We start from the raw sequence: 20,199 nt of genomic DNA, 5'->3' as shown, positions 1-20,199 counted from the left end.
ACACTTTGTGGGTAGAATAAAAGCAGATATTGTTTATTTTTGGCAAACGCCTAAACGCTAAAATACATGACCTCTGCTACCTCAACTACTCATGTCCACGACCACTCGGTAACCGGTGGTTTAGTAAATTGCCAGAACTGCGATCATGAATACGTTGGTCGCTATTGCAGCCAATGCGGCCAGCGGGCCGATACACACCCGGTAAACTGGCATTACATCTGGCACGAAATTCCGCACAGTGTTTGGCACGTTGACCATGGCATTGTCTATACCCTACGCCAACTGCTGACGCGCCCCGGTCATACCATACGCGAGTTTCTGGAAGGAAAACGGGTCAATCACTATCGACCGCTGGCTCTGCTACTCATGCTCGGCGCGGTTCTTCTGTTCGTTCAGCACGGTCTTGGGGTGAGTTACATGAAGGCTAGTCAGGAAATGCTCAACTCGAAAGACGCATCTGCTGGTGCACAGGCGTTCCAGGCAGAATTGAATCAGTGGATCGAGCGGAATCAGAATCTGCTTTATATTCTGATGATTCCGTTCTTCGCGTTTGGGTACCGGCTCATGTTCCGCCGACAGCGCTACAACTATCCGGAGATGCTCGTCGCACAAACGTTTATTACCAACATCCATCTGTTGCTGTCGCTAGCGATTGTCGTCCTGTTCTGGGCGCTGGGTGGATCAGTTGCCGCTTTTAAGATTGTTATGTGGGTATCGGCAGTGGCGATGCTTGGTTATAATGTCATAGTGTATTATCAGTTATTCCAGCGTCGGGTACGGTTTTTTTCCGTTGTCTGGCGTTCAATTATTGGCTATGCAATCGGCTACCTATCGTTTTTCGCGTTTGGTATGCTAATACTTATTGGGTACTTCATTTATTCAGCTGTCAAGGACCCATCTGCCTTTAAATCCCAAAAACCAACTACTACCGTACAACAACCGCATAAATGAAACAATACCACGACTTACTTCGGCATATTCTCGACAACGGCACCCACAAAACAGACCGTACTGGCACTGGTACCATTAGCGTGTTTGGTTACCAGATGCGGTTCAATCTTCAAGAGGGCTTCCCGCTGCTGACAACCAAGAAAGTTCATACCCGATCGATCATTCACGAACTGCTGTGGTTCATTAAAGGGGATACAAACATCAAATACTTAAAAGATAATGGTGTCAGTATCTGGGATGAATGGGCCGACGAAAACGGGGATCTGGGGCCGGTATATGGCAAACAGTGGCGGAGCTGGGCGGCCCCGGACGGGCAGGTCATTGACCAGCTACAAGACGTTTTAAAGCAGTTGAAAAACAACCCCGATTCGCGTCGAATGATTATTTCGGCCTGGAATCCGGCCGACGTGCCCAGTATGGCCTTACCACCTTGTCATCTGCTGATGCAGTTTTACGTAATACCCCCTGACCCCCTACATGGGGAGAATAAAAGCAGGCTCTCCTGCCAGCTGTACCAGCGCAGTGCCGACGTATTTTTGGGCGTGCCGTTTAACATTGCTTCTTACGCGCTGCTGACGATGATGATTGCGCAGGAGTGTGGCTACGTAGCTCACGAATTTATCTGGACGGGGGGCGATACGCACCTGTATCTGAACCATCTGGAGCAGGTCGAAACGCAGTTGGGCCGTGTTCCTCGTTCGCTGCCTACCATGCGCCTGAACCCAAATGTGAAGTCGGTGTTCGACTTTACGTACGAGGATTTTACGCTCGAAAATTATGATCCCTACCCCGCCATCAAAGCGCCGGTAGCTGTATAAGTGAGTTGGCCAATACGAAGTACGATGTCTGCCGAAGGCTGCTGTATCGTACTTCGTTCTTTTTTACTGCCGACCGGCCAGCTTTTTATATTCTTCTTCGATCATGTCTTTCTGGTTGCCCGTGCGGTATACACTAAAATAGTGAGATACCAATCCGATGCCCCAACCAAGCATGGCGAAAAGCGGCCATGGAAAGAGGAACCTAGAGGAGTATTCATCGCGAATCGCGAAACTGGTTAAGGCCCAGATCAGCCAAAGACCAGCGTTAACAACCAGATAAGAGCGGAGGTGCATCCGAAAGCCAACCCGGGCTTTCGCTTGTTTCCATAAATAAGGGTCGCGTTGGGGTTCCATGAGCGGATATGTTGTCTAGAGTGATTCGATTGCGCTGACAACCAGCGAATACAGTCGAAAGGTAGCTGCGCTGTTAACATACCCAAATCACTTTCTGACAAACTGCCGGTTCAGTCGGGCTAATAACCCAGCCGGCCCGATGAAACCGGTTGATTCTGTCAACCGACTTTTCTGGATGAACGTACGTGGATAATATCGGTACAGCAAAATCGCCCCCACCGCGAAGACGGCATTGGCCGAGCCCATCGTAACCCACCAGAAGTAAGAAGGGGGAAAGAAACGATACGTGCTCTCAACCAGAAAGGCGGCATAGAGCCCCGTAACGGAGGCCCCCATGCCAATGTAATGCCATCGTAGCCACGACGGCACGATCTGGCGCAGTCCGACCGAGGCTGTACCAACCGTTAAGGCTAAGACGCTACCCACGGCACCCCAGTGAATGACGCCAAATCGGCCAAAGAGAAAATAAATCTGAAAGGCGGTTAGCAACAGCACGACCATTGCCGCTACGTATATCCGGCCTATGATCCGGTGCTTTATCGTGCCTTTTTCGGTAAACAAAATGTAGGTGCCGGTTAGCATCGCGGTCAGCGCTGCCAGCAGATGTACCACGCTGACCGAAGAGTGCAGAATGCTATTCATACGTTGGAACCTAGCTAAGTGACCAGTTACGTATTTTGTCCTGTTTAGATTCAACTACGCGTTTTTCGACTCTGTTTAAAAAAAGTAGGTTGATGTCAGCAGAGAAGTGACAAATGCAACGTACCCCGGTAAAGCTTTCACCTTGCCGGGGTACGTTGCTTAGTAAGCAAACCAATCTGTTTACGCACGCACTGGCTCGATTGTTGGCTTCGACTGAATAGCCTGATTAACCAGCCGGTCTTTGTGGCGTCGGATGAGCCGAGCACCTATAACCACCGTACCAACCGTTGCCAGCACCACAACGGGCCAGAAATACTGGATAGGAAAGAGCCGCACGAGTGACTCCGCCCAGAACGCTGCATACAGGCCGACCACCGACCAGTTCATAAAATAATAGTGCAGGTGCAGCCATTTGCCGTTGCCCGGCCGTTTTAAAATAACAGGAACCATACCCAGTAAAATGCTGATGCTACTCCAGATGGCGGCCCCATGGAACGGACCAAACCGGTTGAAAAGTGCGTAAATCTGAAAGGCCGTAACGTTGACGACAACCATAGCCGCCACATACACATAACCAACCTGCTTATGTCGCAATGAGCCTTTTTCAGTGTAAAATGTCAGCGCTCCGAAAAGCATAGCCAGCAGCGCAGCTGTCAGGTGAAAAATACCCGTTGGAGAATGTAGAAAGGTGGCTAACATTGGATTAGTTTGGTTTACATCACTAAGATAGGGTTGGAAGAGCCGCTGGTAACTTCTAAATCCGACCAATTGGTTAATTTGCGGAGTAAATTTTCTTTTTTGCATGACCAATTCCGAAATCGTTGACCTGCTCGAACTAACGGGGCGGTTGATGGAGCTCCACAATCACGACGCCTTCCGGACACGGGCCTTCCAAACGGCTGCGTTTAATCTCGATAAATCTACTGCCGACCTGAGCCAACTATCAGCGGATGACCTGGTTAAGCTGCCGGGCGTTGGAAAAGCCGTGGCTAACAAGATTCGCGAGATTGTTGATACCGGCCACCTGACGGAGCTCGACGACTTGCTGGCCCAGACCCCTTCGGGCGTGCTGGACATGTTCCGAATAAAAGGGCTTGGCGTAAAGAAAATCCGGACGCTCTGGCACGAATTGGGCATTGACAACCTTCGCGATTTGCAACTGGCTGGCGAAAATGGTCAGATCGCTACCATCAAAGGCTTTGGCCAGAACACGCAGGAAAAGATTCTGGCAGCTCTGGAGTTTTTGCAGGAGCAGAAAGGTAAAGTTCGCATGGATAAGGCCGCTATGATTGCCAACCTGTTGCATGATGAATTAGCCCAGTATTTTGACCGGGTCGAGATAAGCGGACAGGTTCGGCGAAAAGCGCAGGAGGTCGATAGAGTGCAACTCCTGCTACAAACGAGTGACCCTATATCGGCTATGTTAACCCTGGCGGGTCGGCCTAATCTGGTGCAGCATGAAGTAGAGTCGTCGCCGTTTGTGTGGCGGGGGCAGCTGGAGGGCTTCGACGTGCGCGTTGAATTGCTCTTAGTGCCGGCTGAACAGATGGATCGTGAACTATTCATTCAAACAGCGGCTGAACCGCATTTGCAGCAAGTGGGCGCGGGCGGGGCGTCGTTGTTACAGGCAGCCTACACCAGTACTGATGTGTCGGAGCCGGCCATTTATCAGCGGGCGGGGCTGCCGTATATTGTACCCGAAATGCGGGAGGACGATTTTGCGTTTCGCTGGGCCAGCCGTCACCGTAATGATGAACTCGTTACCTGGGATGACCTGCAGGGTACACTTCACAACCATAGCACCTGGTCGGATGGCAAGCAGTCGGTAGCCGATATGGCCGCGTACTGCCGACAGTTAGGGTTAACCTATTTCGGCATCGCCGACCATTCGAAAACGGCGACCTACGCCAACGGACTCGATATAGAGCGGGTGCAGCAACAACAGGTCGAGATTGATCAGCTTAACGCTGGGTATGGATCAGACTTCCGGATCTTTAAAGGGATTGAATCGGACATTCTGGGCGATGGTTCGCTGGATTATGACGAGGCCACATTGGCGACGTTCGATTACGTAGTGGCATCCGTTCACCAAACCCTGACCATGTCGCTCGACAAGGCGATGACTCGGTTACTACGTGCTATCGAAAATCCATACACCACCATCCTGGGGCATCCAACGGGACGGCTGATACTGGCCCGCGAAGGGTATCCCATCGACCATCGGGCCATCATCGATGCCTGTGCCGAACATAACGTTATCATTGAGCTCAACGCCAGTCCCTACCGGCTCGATATGGATTGGCGGTGGATTGATTACGCCATGGAGCAAGGGGTTATGATAAGCATTAACCCCGACGCCCACGACCTTGTGGGATTGTTGGATATGCATTATGGCGTAGCGATTGCCCGAAAAGGTGGATTGACAAAATCAATGACGTTTAATGCCCTGACATTGAACCAAATGGATAGTTATTTTCGGCAGCGACGAGCGCGGATAGATAAGAAGTAGGCTCGTATTTTCTTTATGCTTATAAGTAGACAGCGGAGTTACCGTATATCGTTAAACAGGTAAGAGTAATTTACAGGCGTTTCAACTCCCCTTTACTTATTCTTACCTGTTGTTTACAACCAGTTGCGCGACTTAGTACTCTATCACTTTATTGCCCTTATTCCATGTTCCTAAACCTTCACTATGCAATTTTTACGTTTACTATGCCTGATGGTGTGCCTAAGCAGTGGCGCAATGGCGCAGCAACAACCTGCCCAAACCGTACCCAAACTAACCTACTCGGCCACTGGCTACGTTCGTGACGCCAAAACCGGTAAACCCATTCAGGGCGTCAATATTGTTGTATTAGACGTTTCTAAAGGATACGTAACCGCTAAAGATGGCTTCTACATTGTTACGTTACCTCCCGGTAAGTATGTATTAAAATTTACGCATGTCGGCTATCGTCCCGTGCTGGATACCATCTCGTTGCAGAAACTACTGCTTCGTGAAATTAAGATGCAGGACGATGCCAAAGATCTGGAGGAGGTCATTGTAACGAGTGAAGCGCCCGATCGAAACGTTCGTAAAGTGGAGATAGGCGTATCGCAGTTGACCATCCGCAGCATCCGGCGTATTCCGCCCCTGCTTGGCGAGGTAGATGTCATCCGCAGCCTGCTACTATTGCCGGGGGTAACAACGGTAGGCGAGGGTGCTCCCGGCTTTAACGTGCGCGGGGGGAGTGCCGACCAGAACCTGATTTTGTTCGACGAAGCTCCGGTATTCAATTCGAGCCACCTGATGGGATTCTTTTCGGTATTCAATCCTGATGTGGTTCGGGATGTAACCCTGAACCGGGGAGGAGTGGCGGCTGCCTATGGCGGCCGTGCGTCATCCGTGCTTGATGTGCGGATTAAGGAGCCGGATGCCGAAAAGTGGGGTGTAAATGGCGGTATTGGCGTCATCTCAAGCCGATTAGGCATTGAAGGCCCCCTTATCAAAAATAAATTGTCGTTTCTGGCCGCAGCGCGGGTGTCTTTCAACGACTTCCTGTTTAAACTGGCACCTCCAAACCTAAGGGGAACCAGGGCCAATTTTTATGACCTGACCACGAAGCTCAAGTACCAGCCTAATGAGAAGCATACGTTTACGTTTACGGGCTATCTGAGCAGCGATGTATTCAAGCTAGCGTCCGATTCGTTGTCGAATCAGGAAATTAACGCGTCGTCAACGCAATTCAACTACCAGACGCTAAACGGCTCGTTACGCTGGAACTACCTCATTAATAAGCAGCTTAATCTGGCCACGTATGCTATTTTAAGCCGCTACCGGGCTGACCTTTCAGCACCCGATTCAGCAAATGCGTTTCAACTAGAATCGGGTGTGTGGCACCGGCAACTTAAATCAGACCTGACCTACACGCCCAACGAAACCCACCAGTGGCAGGTGGGCGTGAGTGCCATTGATTATCAGATTCAACCGAATACGAGGATACCGGGGCCTTATTCAAACGTGCTTCCGATTGACTTAGCGCGCGAACACGCCCTCGAACTGGGCATTTACCTACAGGACGAATGGAAGTTGAACCCCAACGTATCGGTACTCGCGGGCCTACGCTATTCAGCACTGCTCAATCAGGGACCAGCCCAGGTGCGGACGTACCAGGAAGGAGGGCCGCTTCAGGACGAAAGCGTAGCGTCTACGCAAACCTATGGAGCCGGTAAAATCTACCATTCAACCGGAGGACTGGAGCCCCGGCTGGCCGTTCGCTGGTCGGTGGGCGAGGGAAAATCAATTAAAGCAGGATACAGTCGGCTTCGTCAGTATATCCATCAGGTAACAAACACGACAGCGGCCTTGCCCACCTCGCGCTGGCACCTGAGCGACACATATACCAAACCACAGATTGCCGATCAATGGTCGCTTGGGTATTTCAGGAATACAACCGATAACGCCATCGAGGCCTCGGGGGAAGTGTATTACAAAACCCTTACCAACGCTATTGATTACCGGGATGGCGCCGAATTGCAACTGGCCCAGGCGGTCGAAACCCAGATTGTGCAGGGCAGCGGCCAGGCCTACGGTTTTGAGGGACTGTTGCGTAAGAACAAAGGCCACTGGATCGGCTTTGTCAGCTACACCTACGCCCGCACGTTTCTGACCATGAACAGCCCTTACATTGACGAACGGGTCAATAATGGGCAGGCGTATCCGGCTAATTATGATAAGCCGCACACGCTGAACATACTGGCCACACATCGACCCAACGCCTGGTTTAGCTTATCGCTGAATTTTACCTACAGCACCGGTCGTCCCATTACGCAGCCCTACGCCCGAGCGACTATCAACGGCGTATACGTACCTATTTACATTGATCGGAACCAGCAACGCATCCCAGATTATCATCGCCTTGATTTCTCGATGCTCTTTGAGCAGAACCCCCTCAAAAAGAAGCGGAACCAGAGTAGCTGGGTGTTCGCGATCTATAATGTCTACGCCCATAAAAATGCGTATTCCATCTTTTACCGACTCGACAATCGGGCCGACAAAGACGCTTACAAGCTCTCTATATTCGGCACCGCTTTCCCATCCCTAACCTATAACTTTAAATTCTGATCATGAATCAGTTTAAGGCAGTTTTCTGTGGCTTGGGGAGTGCGCTACTCGTGGCCGCCTGTGTGACCGAATACCAACCCGATAATCTTAGTTTGCCGCCTGCTTTGATTGTAGAAGGACAAATTACGGACCAACCCGGCCCTTATACCGTCAGGCTCACCCGAACGGCTGATTATTCCATCCGCAGCCTTAACCTGCTGGAAAACGGGGCCACCGTCACTATAGAAGATGATCTGGGCTATCGGGAAACCTTAACCGAGCTAACCCAGACTGGAACGTACATTACCCAACGTAGTGGTGGAATACGGGGCGTTGCTGGCCGGAGTTATAAACTCACGATTCAGACCCAAAGCGGCCGACGATATGAGTCTGACTTTGAGATGTTGCAGGCATCACCGCCGATTCAGAAGCTCTACAGTGAATACCGAAATGAGCCTATTCCGGGCATTGGGAAACGAAAAGAAAGTTGGGATGTGTATCTGGACACTAAAGATCCTGGCGAGCAGAGCAACTACTATCGGTGGCTATGGACGCATTATGAGTTTACGTTTGTCTGTCAGAAAACCGAATTGCCCAGCGGTACCTTGACCGGACTTGGCTGCTGTTCAGAGTGTTGGGACATTACCCGTTGCTACAACTGCATTAATGTCAGCTCGGACGCCAACGTCAATGGCCAGGCCATCAGCCGCCAGTACATCATGGAGGTGCCTTACAAATCAAGAGCGCCTTATTATCTGGAAGTACAGCAACAGGCTATTAGCAAAGGCGCTTATGCATTCTGGAAGAGCGTTCGTCAACTCGTTAACAACACGGGAGGACTTTTCGACGCGGCACCAACGACCATACGGGGAAACCTCCGTTGCGTAAGTGATCCGACAGCGTCGGTTTATGGCTACTTTGGCGCAACGGGTATATCGGAAACATCAATTTACGTTGACCGAAGTGCAGGGCAGGCCATTCCGGACTCTGATCCTCCCGTAACCATCCCCCAACCCTCAGGCTGTGTTGTCTGTGAAAACAATTTATACCGTACCCCAGTAAAACCGCGCTGGTGGGTCTATTAAACGGTTTGCGCTTGTCGTTCTGTCTTGGTACGAGGTCGTTATGCCGGTATGCCAAAACAGGTTAAATCATGATTGAGAGTAGTTTGTGTGAATACACATTATACTTAAATATGTCTTTTAAAGTAAACTTATATTTGAGTAAAAGCTACTAAGCCATGTTTTAAGTAGATCATACCAGCGTTAACATAGTACTACCCTGATGATAACATTCGGGTACCAGCGTACAAAAGGGTGGGGTAATAGCAACAGTGGCTTATTTTAAGCTTAATGACGGGGTAATGGGTGATTTCGTCCTATAAAAGGTGATTTCAGCTCTTCAGCTAACTTGACAGATTGACTTGATCGGTTAGATAGCCCTACATTGAGGGCATGAAAAACGTATACTTACTCTCCTTACTCCTGCTGTTTGGCAACGGCCTGTGTGCCCAACCAAACCGACTCTATCCTCTTCAAACCGACTCAGGGGCGGTAAATGTTGACCAACCAAATAATCCTGGCCGCTTCGCTCAGCACGATACCCTCAGGCGATCTGCCGACAGTAGAGCGGAAGGTGAAGCTGCTCCTAAAACCCTTACGTTAGAGCAGCTACCCGGACTGGTACCGGCCTTGTCGCGGGTGCAGACGCCATTGATTGCTGTTCGCAAAGGCGACTCAGTACGAACCGAACTGTTTACGCGTTACAACCTCAAGCGTGACCTCAAGACCACATTGCGACAGTCGCTCGAAATGGGAACCCTGGCCTACTTAGCCAATCAACCTCTGCCGCTCACGGCCATACCGGAAGCCCGCCCGTCAGTCGATCAACGCAACCGGCTCAACATGGGTGTGGGGATTATGCTGCCCCTATCTCAATTGTTGCGCATCGATAAAAAACCAGATGCCTGGTTGCAGTATGAGATCTACAGTCAGGATACGGTTCTGGTCGCTACCCGTAAAGCGCCCATTTCTCGTCGAGCCCGCAAACGCTGGTGGCTGTCAGAGATCGCGTCGCGGGTTCCGGAGAACGGTTTCATCCGGATTAGTTATATCAACCACAGCCGACGGCCCATCTGGTTAAGTGGTTTGTCTATCGAATCTGTCAGGACCGAAGATTCAGTCAAGGGAGCGCGTTCGGCTGCAGACTCGTCGGTGGTCGATAGCCTCGATGCTCCTCCGGCCAAGCCAGCCGGATCAATCGCCGACGAACTTGGGTTGCAAAGCGGTGGAGAGTGTCAGCCTAACCCAGGTTGTAACGTCTGCAACCCGGCCAGCGATTGTTATGACCCCTGTATATGTCAACCCGGGTCGTGTTTACCTCCCGTAGACTGTAATCGGTGTGATCCATCCAGCGGCTGTTATGATCGTTGTGCCTGCAATCCGGCCGATTGTACTCCTCCCAACCCCTGTCAGACCAACCCCTACAGTTGTGAGTGCAATCCGGCCATTTGTAACCCCTGCCTGCTCAATCCTAATAGTTGTGAGTGTAATCCTGCCAATTGTAACCCTCCCAACCCCTGCCAGACCAATCCTAACAGTTGTGCCTGTGGCAACTACGCAGCGGCCAACCCCTGCGAGTGCAGTGGAGTCGGGTGTAACCCTCCAAACCCTCCTTCTGAAAATGATCAAGCAATTGCTATTCTTCAACAAGAGGGGTTTGCAAATTCTTGCGAGATTAATTACATGATTAATCATGCAATTCACGCTCCATCAGTACTTGCTAACCGACGCACTGTTGAAGCATTTATAAGGGATAATTTTCGTGCTGGTAACGACAACGGGGATAGCCCAGAAAATGCTATAAAACATGCTTTGTATCAAGCTATAAACGTATGCTCAATTGGTGCTGATGATACACGAGCATTGGCACAATTACATGAAGAATGCGACGGACGCAGATTTGGGACGAATCAGTCGTTTAATATGGACACCCACAACAATAATGTAGGTATAGCAATTGGCCAGAATTGGCAGGCGAATGGATGTAATTTATCAAATTTAGCTGCAGCTGTTATCGAGGCATTTCAGCAAGGGCGGTTGATAAAAATTGATGGCACACCAACTCCGTAACATGTACTCTATGGTCAGAATTTTCGTCTTTATAGGATTGGTATTATTCATCAGTAGTTGTAGCTCATCTAAAACTATTAGCGTAGATTTTGCCAAGACCCAATGGATATTTCCATTAACAGTTGGTGAGGCAGTAGAAAAATACAAGCTACTGTATAAGCCTCCTGGTTTGTATTACGCACGAGGAGTTGATGGAAATACTGTAACCTTGGAGTACAGCTACGAAACCGACGATTTTGCCAATGAATATCAATCTAAAGACGTCTTATATAGTCGGCTGGTACGCTCTTATGTGCATTCCTATGTATGGAGGGCAGGGTTGCAAGATTCTTTGCACAACGCTTTACAAAGTAAGTTCAATAAAAGGATGTCAGTAATCTCTACTGAACCATTGCTCTTCACTAAATATAATTTACCGGATAGTTTACGTGTTGGTAGGTCTATTACCTATGAACTCCTAAAAGTGAATTCACAATTGACTATAGGTCTTCGTGAGAAGCCAGTGTTGTCTGAGCAAGCAGGTAGAAACGTCGAAGTTTTTTTAATGTATAATCAAACAGACGATGAAATAAGAAAAAGATTAAGCAGTTTTTAACTACAAGATAGTTGATCGCAAAGCGAATCTCGTTTTAGCAGCGCCTAAAGACACTTGACTCTTGCCCGCCAGTCAGTTTGCCGGTGTGTTTCTGCGGTAGACTGACTGGCGGATAGCTCAACAGATTCGGGAAATGCCTCTGAGGAATCCAATCAGGTGATGAATGTGATACATTCTGAAAAGGATAGTGTACGGTAAAAGTAGAATTGTATTGAGTAAGTAGACTTGCTACTTCTCTGTTATAGAGAAAGATAGGACAGGCAATTTTTGTATTACTAATCAACCCAATGAATAAGCTTTTTTTTGTGTTCGTGAGCTGGTTCGTGCTGGCAGGCAGTTGTTTCTGCCGAGCACAGTCGTCTCTGCCTTCGTCTGTTTCGCTCAACGGGTCCGCTCTACAGCACCCCTACCTGGTTTTAACGAAAGCGCAGTTTGATACGCTTCGCCAGGAGATACAGTCGACACCCTGGAAGCAGCAGAGCTGGAAACAGCTTCAGGCCACGGCTGAAAAGTACCTTCAGCAACCGGTTGAAATTCCACCCCGGGGCGGCAACTGGGATCACTATTACATCAGCCCAACTACCGCCAATAATCTAAAAAAAGGCCGTCAGATTGGAGACTGGCAATGGGAGCACGTGGACGTGAAAACAGGCGAAGTCTTTCGGGGCGATACGTCCGTGATTGCTAAAGACTACGACGGAGTAGTGATTGGTTTCATCCATGACGCACTCGCTATCGGGGTGTTGCAACTGGGGCTGGCCTATCAGGTGAGCCATGAGAAGAAATACGCGGACAAGGCACGCGCCATTCTGCTGGCCTATGCCGAGCGGTACGCCCGCTTTCCGAGAATCGATAACCAGGGCGTTCGTGAACCCAAGCTGGGCGGTACCCGGATTTACAAGCAAACGCTCAACGAAGCCATTTGGCTGATGGATTTGGTCCAGGGGACTGATCTGATCTGGGATATGCTGTCGCCAACGGATCGAAAGCAACTTAATGAAAAGTTGTTTTACCCATCGGCGAAGATGCTCCGGGCGTTTGAGTATGTAGGTGAGGTTGGCAACATCCAGTGCTGGAAGAATGCCGCCATTGGGATGGTCGGTTTCTTAAACAATGATGCCGATTTGATTCACACGGCCATGTTTGATAGCCTGAGAGGGTATGACCGGCAACTGATGGCCGGCCTGACGATGGAAGGATTTCAGAAGCAACTCTCGCCCGGTTATCACTTTTATTCGCTCATGGCCCTGACCAACCTGGCTCAGGCTTCCCGTAATTATGGGTACCCGCTTCGGCTACTCCCGTTACGTCGTATGTTTCATGCTCCATTGCTGCTGGCGAACGGGGCGATGACCTTACCGGCGTTTAACGATTCTAGGATGCTTAATCTTCGGGAGCGGTCTCAGCGGTACCTGTATGAATGGGGGTACTCCATGTTTAAAGACGAACCATTTCGGCATGTCATCTACGGCGACGACCGCGCCGAGTTTACGAATCTGGGAGCCATTTTTACGGGCTGGGCCTTGCTGTACGGGGAGCCAAACGTGTCGCCCCCTGGTCCCTGGTATGTCTACAGCAAGAATTTTTCCGAAGCGGGCGTCGGCATGTTAGCCACGTGGCAAGGCCGCGATAACCTTAGCTTTTACCTGAATTATGATTCATTACATCACTGGCACGGACACTATGATGAGTTAGGTTTTGCCTTATTCAAAGGGTTTGAGCCCATTAGCGTTGTTCCTGGGGCAGTTCGATATAGCTCACCGGAGATTAATGAATGGAATCGAACTTCGTTTGCGCACAACACCTTCGTTGTCAACGAAAAACCACAGAAGAAGTCGAAAGGGCAGTGCCTGTTCTTCGGGGGAGAAAACCGCGTCAGGCTGATGATGACCCAAACGACCAACGCCTATGATTCGGTTCGATTTATACGGTCAGCTGCGCTTCTAAACGAAAATCTCATGCTCATCATCGACCAGTTTCAGACCCCCCTGCCTCCTCAGACATTGGACATTGTGTATCATCAGGCTGGTACCTGGGTGAATCGACCAACGGGACAATCCTGGACAACGGCTTCCGATAAAATTGGGTATAACCAGGTTCAGGATTGGCAACAGCATCCGGCTGATAAAGGGGTTTCGCTGGCTACGCTTACGAAAGCGGGTCGTGAGGTCAGTGTACATGCCGCCAGCTTAGCGCCGATGCAGGTTATGACCGGCTACGGAAAACCTGATCTTGGTCAGAACGTACCGGTGATGGTATTCCGGCAAAAAACGAACCAAACCGCTGTTGCCTGGTGCATCGACCTGGGGGGTAATTCACCAAGTGTTTCGCTGGAACGTGTCAGCCAAAAACAAGGTAAAGAAGCGCCTGAATCACAGGCTGTAAAAGTTACAGTGAAACTCTCAACCGGCGAGTCCTGGCAAATCTGGGCGAATCCTGATGAACTTGCTCTGCAAAAGGGGGCACAGGTAACTAAGAAACTGTTAACTGTTGAACACCGCGAAAAGTAGTGGACTGACACCGTCTATGGACCCGTAACCATCTCCCAACCATCGGGCTGTGTTGTCTGTGAAAACAATTTATACCGTACCCCAGTAAAACCGCGCTGGTGGGTCTATTAAACGGTTTGGCAGGCCAGGACAAATGCAATAATTTTGCAGAAAGGTAATAACGGGCATGGCTACTGCGGCAAAAATTTTAGTTCTTCGATTCTCGTCCATCGGTGATATTATACTGACGACGCCTGTAGTACGTTGCCTGAAGCAGCAAATTCCAAATGCTGAGGTACATTTTAGTACCGCTCGGGCTTATCAGCCTATTGTTGACTATAATCCTCATATCGACAAGTGCCATTACCTTGACAATAATCTGTATCAGTTGATCCGTCAGCTGCGGGCCGAAGAGTTCGATCATGTCATTGACCTGCAACATAACTGGCTAACCGGCCTGATTAAAACGGCGCTCGGCGTCCGGTCGAACAGCATCGAAAAACAGTCGTTCCGCAAGTGGCTCTATGTGCGCTGGAAAATAAACGCCATGCCTAACCAGCACGTAGTGGATCGGTATATGGCAACGGTACGTAATCTGGGCGTCGAGAACGACGAAATGGGGCTGGATTATTTCATTCCGTACAAAGACGAGGTCGAAACCGATTGGCTTCCCCCAACTCACCAGCACGACTTTGTCGCTTATGCGATTGGTGGGCAGCATTTCACCAAAAAACTGCCCGTTGCCCGTATCATTGAACTGTGCCGGAAAATCAATTACCCAATCGTGTTGCTAGGCGACAAAAGCGATCACGAAGCCGGGGCGCAGATTGAAGAAGCCATCGGTAAGCGGCTCATTTATAACGCGTGCGGCCAATTTAACATTAACCAGTCCGCATCAATTTTGCAGCGGGCGCGGGTGGTGTTTAGCCACGATACCAGCCTGATGCACATTGCCGCGGCCTTTGGCAAAAAAGTATATTCGATTTGGGGAAGCACTACGCCACAACTGGGCTATTACCCTTACAAAACGCCTTACGTACGGCTCGAAAAGGCAGGTCTGCCCTGCCGCCCCTGCTCACATACTGGATTCGGTAATTGCCCTTTACAGCATTTTCGGTGCATGAACGACCTGTCGTTTGACTTTGAAGTCAAAGAGTTACGGCAGAAAAAAAAGAACTTCGAGTAGAAGAAGGTAGTCAAGATTGGCCAGGTATAGTCAAGGATGGTATCTATTGGCAACTGACCATCCCTGACCACCTTTGACGAAGAATTTCATAACTGCGTAATAACAATTAATAACAGACAGGCTTAAACGGCGAAACCGAGCATCTGACCAATCCTCGCGGCCACTACGTCTACCGAAATCCATTTTAAACACGCCAGATCGCCCCGAAAGCAGGGCTTACTGCCAAACACCGAGCAAGGGCGGCAGGTGAGTTGGTCGGGCGACACCTGAAGGATTGCTTCATCGCCCTGGCTCCACGGACCGAAACCGGCGTCGGGGTGAGTAGCTCCCCAGATAGACAACACTGGTACACCACTCAGAGCGGCCAGGTGCATGTTGCCCGAATCCATGCAAACCATCCCGTTGAGCCGACGAATGAGCGCTAATTCGGCCGCCAGTGAAAGCTGTCCCGCTACTAGCACGGCCTGCGGAAAACGCTGCTTGAGGGTTTCGAGCTGGGCGATGTCCGATGCACCACCTCCAAACAGGAAGATATTAAGTGGCTGCGTCTGGTAGAGCTGTTCGAGTAGGGGAGCAAACCGGTCGAACGGCCATGTTTTCTGCAAATGTTGCGCGAAGGGAGCAATACCCAGCCAGGGGGCATCTGGGATGAGCGATTGGCGATTTAGAAAGGTGGCTACTTCATCTTCAGCGGCTGTACTAGTTATAAATTGAAACGGCTTAGCTGGCTGAATAGCGTAGCCTGCCTGGTTGAATACCAAAGCGTACCGATTAACGCTATGCAGCAACGGACGACGTATCTTGTTCTCTTTTTGGGTTAGTTCTTTTTTCTCCTGCCGCCCTTTATCAATGGTAATGGACGGAATGCCCGCTAACCGAAAGAGGCTTTTCAACACAAACGACCGTAGATTCTGATGGGCATCAACGACAACATCAAACGTGCCCACCTGTTGGAGTTCACGAAACAACTGGTATAGTCCGAACATGCCTTTGTGGCGGCCATCTGCGTCGAGACCCACGACACGAACATTGGAGAATTGCTCAAAAAAGACGGCAAACTTCGGGCGGGTAACCAACGTAACAACCACATTCGGGTAACGTTCGGTGAACGCCTGAACAACGGGCGCCAGTAGCGCCACGTCGCCCATGGCCGAGAAGCGGAGGAGAAGAAGGTTCGTCATGAATTGTCAGGCAGGATCAAGAATGGTCAGGTATAGTCAAGGATGGTATCTGTCGGCAACTGAGTACAGCTGACCATTCTTGACCACTTTTGACGAAGCATTTCATGACTACGATTGACCGTATAACACCGGGTTGAGGGTAGGGTCGTTATACATCTTCATTTGTCGGTAGACCTTCATGTAACGGTCGCCGTTTTGGATGTCTTCCAGCAGTTCGTCAAAGCATTGGGCTAAATCCTGCTCCTGCTCGTGCAGAACAATAAGCTTTTGTTGGGTTTTCTGGCGATGCTCCTCCGAAACGTCGGCCCGCTCGGTTTGTTCGCGGAAGTGATAGAGCTTGAGTTGAAGAATCGACATTCGATCCAGCAACCAGGCGGGTGTTTCGGAGTTCATACGAGCGGTTGGCTTTGGCGTAATTCCGCAAAACTGCGCGTCGAAATACGTATCAATCAACTCCACGGTATCCGTCCGATCCTGATTCGACTGATCAATCCGTCGTTTAATGGCAACTAGTTCATTGGGGCTAATCGTCGGACTACGGATGATGTCTTCCAGATGCCATTGAACCGTATCAATCCAATTCTTTTGATACAGTAGCGACGCAATCTCGTCGTCGAGGTATGGATTCTGAATAGGGGCATCGACGTTATCAGTCAAGTGGTAATCCTGAATGCTCCGGCGAAATAGTTCGTTGGCAAAATTGGCGTTCATAAGCGGTTAATCAACCGCAAAGATACGTGTTTCCCTATGAATGCTGGTAACAGGCGTGTATACAGTGAGTAGGTCGATGGCCCAAAATGTCCGGTTATTGGCCCTTGAGGTATGGTATTACCTGGTACTTTTGCACTGTAATGACGCTTTTTCTATGCCACGAATTCCGCAGCTAATTTTTGTTGTGCCGCCCTCGGTACACGTGCTGGATTTGACTGGACCAGTGCAGGTCTTTTACGAAGCCGTTGACTATGGAGCGTCTTACCAACTGCTGTACTGTTCGTTCCAATGTCCGGTAACCAGCTCTGCCGGGCTGAATTTCGGGGCTGTGATGGGCTATCAGGACGTAAAGGCTGAGCCGGGCGACTACGTGTTCCTACCTGGTATGGCCATGGAATACATTCGCTCTCAGGAGTTTAAACAAGAAACGGCTTTCTTTGACTGGCTCCGGCAACAACACCGAAAAGGAACGTTTAGTAAGACGTATAAAGCACAAGTAGTTAGCTGAAGTTTCGTACTTTGGCAACCTATAGCCATTTTTACAACCCATTGGATGGTCAATCATCACTTGGTCTATCGTCGGGCAATCATTACCGACGCTCCTAACATCGTTCGGCTAACGCTGCGTGCCTATCACGATTATCAAGCGGTTCTAGCCCCGGCTGATTGGGCTAGGATGGAAACCAATCTAGCCAATGAGAGCTTGTTTGTCGAGTTACTCAATAAAGCCGTTGCTTTTATTTGTGAAATTGATAATCAACCAGCCGGTGTCATCTTCCTGATACCTAAAGGTAACCCCACTACTATTTTCCCTGCCGATTGGAGTTATATTCGTTTATTAGGTGTGGACCCCTTGCATCGAGGCTTAGGGATCGGTCGAAAACTAACCCAACTTTGTGTCCATCATGCTCAGGTCAGTGGTGAAATGGGGGTGGCCCTGCATACGAGTGAATTCATGAATACCGCCCGGCAAATGTATGAAAACTTAGGGTTTCAACGGGAGAAAGAGTTATCCCCCATGTATGGGAAACGCTATTGGCTCTATAAGCTAAGCTTCTAGTCCATTCCTTGTTAGGAGCAATTATTGATACGTTGTTAATCGGAACTAGATGAACACTTCAGCGCGGATTGTCCCATCCAGATCTTCAAAACACAAACTATCAAATGGCTAACGCCTTGGCAGTTTTGCCCTAAACTTGCTACTTAAGTCTTTTACTAGCCTGCTGAGCCAAATAAAAATAAGCAGGCCAGCGATGATAAACAGCGCTTTCAGCTTGTAGGAGAAGCCCACGAAATGCGTCTCACCGTCCAGTGAGAGTTCATACCGAAGCCAGTAGCGCTCAACTAGCGTCGTTACATGGTCAAAGGGGAACGCTTCGTCGTAGATGAGGGGAATAATCAAACGGCTACTCGTATCAATAAAGCCGTATTTGTTATTCATACGAACCATCGAGAGGCCATGCTGATAATACGAAGCAAAATCATACGTCAACGGCGTGCGCACCTTGCCCGACTTGTCGATATGGCCGAACTTGCCATCAATGGCCACGGCTGATCTATCTTCGACTGTAAAGCCCGTCGCTTCATCGTACAGATGGGGGATGCGTAGCTTACCCGTTTTGTCAATACAGCCCCATTTGCCCCTCTTTTTGACCCAAAACAGACCGTTGGTAGGCTTGCGGGTATCCGAGTAGTCAAAAGGAACGATCAGTTCACCTGTTACAGGACTAACATACCCGTATTTTGTCCCATATTGCACTCGTTGCAGGCCTTGGCCTGAATAAGTGTAGTCCACATCAATGGCATCAAGCGCCACCGGAACTTTCAGCACTAAAGCGTGATCGATGATGCCAAATTTCCCATGATATTTAAAGGCAGTAACGTATTTGGATCGCTGGATCTGCTCGGTGACAAAAGGGGTGAAATTGAAGTTAAGAATAAAGAAGTCTGATCCTCTCCACCACAACACATCTTCTTTAGTGTCGTGGTTACATTCATAATCGATCGTAGCGTCGTGAATCAGATAGTCGTTTGAATAGTGCTGAATGGAGATCTTATACACCTCTTTTCCAGTCTTATCAATATAGGAAAGCCCGTAATGGGTATCAGCGGGGTAAATGACCCAGGTTTTGCCCTGGCGGAACCGATCGGTAGAAATGTATTTAGGTTCTACGATGACTTTCCCTTGTTTATCAATAAATCCGTGCAGTCCATGTCCTTGCTGATTAAGTTTCATAGGGACAAACTCGGCCAGCCCTTCTTCGAAGTCCCCAATGTCGCGGTAGGCTGGAGTTAGTTTACGTCCGTTTTTGTCGGTCAGGAAGGTTTGGTAGGAACGGCACGGCTTAGTAATCTTTTTGACCACATAGACCTCGCCATAGTCTTGGCATTCATCGTATTTGGTCAGCCAGGCCTCATTTGGTGAGGTGTTGGTCTGGGCGAATAGTCTGACTGATGGTAAAAGTAGGGAAAGAAGCACAAAGGTTCGAAAAGTAGTAAGGGGCGTTAGACGTTGGTTTGCCCCCTTCTGCCTATTTAAATTATGCCAGGTACTTCTGAAGTAATTTTGGAGCATACACGTTGTTTAAGAAAAGAGGCTGACTATTCTCCTTTGATGTCGTGTCGTTCTAGATTCCATAAAGTTACGCTGGTAAATATAGACTAAAGATTTGTTGGGGATCAACGTGATTGGCTGATCGATGCATTTACAAGTTCTCTTGATAAGGGAATAAATCAGTTGTTGCCTCCTACTTTGTTCATATCAACAATCACCTGAATTAATGAGCGGACACATGCAGACTTCGTCGTCTCGCTTTGAGGAGCCTTTATTGAGACTAGATACATCACCTGATGTATGTTAAGATAGTTTCGCAGTTTAATAGGAGGAAGGTTACTGGCTTTATATAAGTTGGCTGGATCAACGCGTTTTGACAGATTACTGGACATGAGGGATAAAAGCAGAAAAGTGGCTGACCGATGGTAAGTTTAAGTTCGCTAAAACTTATCTAAACTACCACTATGGCCAAGCCACTTTTTACCAAATGTAGACGGTTCTTTC

General features: G+C 49.3%; 17 protein-coding genes. 11 read left to right on the top strand and 6 right to left on the bottom strand.

The genetic code is table 11. The annotated features are described in order from the left end of the window. Positions 1 to 66 precede the first annotated feature (66 nt). A complete protein-coding gene (locus ACFSUS_RS00085) occupies positions 67 to 951 on the top strand; it encodes a DUF3667 domain-containing protein (RefSeq protein ID WP_381517341.1) in 885 nt (294 codons plus the stop codon). Next, positions 948 to 1,769, top strand: a complete 822-nt coding sequence (locus tag ACFSUS_RS00080; RefSeq protein ID WP_381517338.1) for a thymidylate synthase — start codon at positions 948 to 950, stop codon at positions 1,767 to 1,769. The genes ACFSUS_RS00085 and ACFSUS_RS00080 overlap by 4 nt, the downstream gene beginning before the upstream one ends. A gap of 63 nt (positions 1,770 to 1,832) precedes the next feature. Here the strand turns inward: ACFSUS_RS00080 and ACFSUS_RS00075 are convergent, their stop codons facing one another. From ACFSUS_RS00075 to ACFSUS_RS00065, 3 genes are all read right to left on the bottom strand, one after another. Beyond that, on the bottom strand, positions 1,833 to 2,123 hold the full coding sequence (locus ACFSUS_RS00075) for a 2TM domain-containing protein (RefSeq protein ID WP_381517335.1): 291 nt from the start codon (positions 2,121 to 2,123) through the stop codon (positions 1,833 to 1,835). A gap of 87 nt (positions 2,124 to 2,210) precedes the next feature. Next, a complete protein-coding gene (locus tag ACFSUS_RS00070; RefSeq protein WP_381517332.1) occupies positions 2,211 to 2,765 on the bottom strand; it encodes a DUF2306 domain-containing protein in 555 nt (184 codons plus the stop codon). A 180-nt stretch (positions 2,766 to 2,945) separates the two neighbouring features. Next, positions 2,946 to 3,464, bottom strand: a complete 519-nt coding sequence (locus ACFSUS_RS00065) for a DUF2306 domain-containing protein (RefSeq protein WP_381517329.1) — start codon at positions 3,462 to 3,464, stop codon at positions 2,946 to 2,948. Positions 3,465 to 3,567: 103 nt separating this feature from the next. On the opposite strand from ACFSUS_RS00065, the gene ACFSUS_RS00060 reads away from it, so the two are divergent. From ACFSUS_RS00060 to ACFSUS_RS00030, 7 genes are all read left to right on the top strand, one after another. After that, on the top strand, positions 3,568 to 5,274 hold the full coding sequence (locus ACFSUS_RS00060) for a helix-hairpin-helix domain-containing protein (RefSeq protein WP_381517327.1): 1,707 nt from the start codon (positions 3,568 to 3,570) through the stop codon (positions 5,272 to 5,274). 183 nt (positions 5,275 to 5,457) lie between these two features. Then, positions 5,458 to 7,869, top strand: a complete 2,412-nt coding sequence (locus ACFSUS_RS00055; protein WP_381517324.1) for a TonB-dependent receptor — start codon at positions 5,458 to 5,460, stop codon at positions 7,867 to 7,869. A 2-nt stretch (positions 7,870 to 7,871) separates the two neighbouring features. Continuing rightward, on the top strand, positions 7,872 to 8,933 hold the full coding sequence (locus ACFSUS_RS00050; protein WP_381517320.1) for a DUF4249 domain-containing protein: 1,062 nt from the start codon (positions 7,872 to 7,874) through the stop codon (positions 8,931 to 8,933). Positions 8,934 to 9,302: 369 nt separating this feature from the next. Next, complete coding sequence (locus ACFSUS_RS00045) at positions 9,303 to 10,979, top strand: DUF6973 domain-containing protein (protein WP_381517318.1); 1,677 nt, start codon at positions 9,303 to 9,305, stop codon at positions 10,977 to 10,979. A 10-nt stretch (positions 10,980 to 10,989) separates the two neighbouring features. Further along, complete coding sequence (locus ACFSUS_RS00040; RefSeq protein ID WP_381517315.1) at positions 10,990 to 11,574, top strand: hypothetical protein; 585 nt, start codon at positions 10,990 to 10,992, stop codon at positions 11,572 to 11,574. 287 nt (positions 11,575 to 11,861) lie between these two features. Then, positions 11,862 to 14,084: a heparinase II/III domain-containing protein gene (locus tag ACFSUS_RS00035; RefSeq protein ID WP_381517312.1), complete on the top strand. Its 2,223-nt coding sequence runs from the start codon at positions 11,862 to 11,864 to the stop codon at positions 14,082 to 14,084. A gap of 166 nt (positions 14,085 to 14,250) precedes the next feature. Beyond that, complete coding sequence (locus ACFSUS_RS00030) at positions 14,251 to 15,249, top strand: glycosyltransferase family 9 protein (protein WP_381517309.1); 999 nt, start codon at positions 14,251 to 14,253, stop codon at positions 15,247 to 15,249. Positions 15,250 to 15,371: 122 nt separating this feature from the next. On the opposite strand, the gene ACFSUS_RS00025 is transcribed toward ACFSUS_RS00030, so the two are convergent. Then, positions 15,372 to 16,430, bottom strand: coding sequence for a glycosyltransferase family 9 protein (locus tag ACFSUS_RS00025; protein ID WP_381517306.1), 1,059 nt, complete (start codon positions 16,428 to 16,430; stop codon positions 15,372 to 15,374). 108 nt (positions 16,431 to 16,538) lie between these two features. Beyond that, positions 16,539 to 17,141 carry a DUF4254 domain-containing protein gene (locus tag ACFSUS_RS00020; protein ID WP_381517303.1) on the bottom strand — a complete coding sequence of 201 codons (603 nt, stop codon included), beginning with the start codon at positions 17,139 to 17,141 and terminating at the stop codon, positions 16,539 to 16,541. A 154-nt stretch (positions 17,142 to 17,295) separates the two neighbouring features. Here ACFSUS_RS00020 and ACFSUS_RS00015 point away from each other — a divergent pair, with 154 nt between their 5' ends. Further along, positions 17,296 to 17,649, top strand: a complete 354-nt coding sequence (locus ACFSUS_RS00015; protein ID WP_381517300.1) for a helix-turn-helix domain-containing protein — start codon at positions 17,296 to 17,298, stop codon at positions 17,647 to 17,649. 45 nt (positions 17,650 to 17,694) lie between these two features. Beyond that, positions 17,695 to 18,201 carry a GNAT family N-acetyltransferase gene (locus ACFSUS_RS00010; protein WP_381517297.1) on the top strand — a complete coding sequence of 169 codons (507 nt, stop codon included), beginning with the start codon at positions 17,695 to 17,697 and terminating at the stop codon, positions 18,199 to 18,201. A 108-nt stretch (positions 18,202 to 18,309) separates the two neighbouring features. Here ACFSUS_RS00010 and ACFSUS_RS00005 read toward each other — a convergent pair whose 3' ends face one another. After that, on the bottom strand, positions 18,310 to 19,620 hold the full coding sequence (locus tag ACFSUS_RS00005) for a WG repeat-containing protein (RefSeq protein ID WP_381517294.1): 1,311 nt from the start codon (positions 19,618 to 19,620) through the stop codon (positions 18,310 to 18,312). Positions 19,621 to 20,199: the final 579 nt, after the last annotated feature.

The sequence above is a fragment of the Spirosoma soli genome (assembly GCF_042684525.1).
GTDB lineage: Bacteria > Bacteroidota > Bacteroidia > Cytophagales > Spirosomataceae > Spirosoma > Spirosoma soli.
This window is presented reverse-complemented; position numbering and strand designations above follow the sequence as displayed.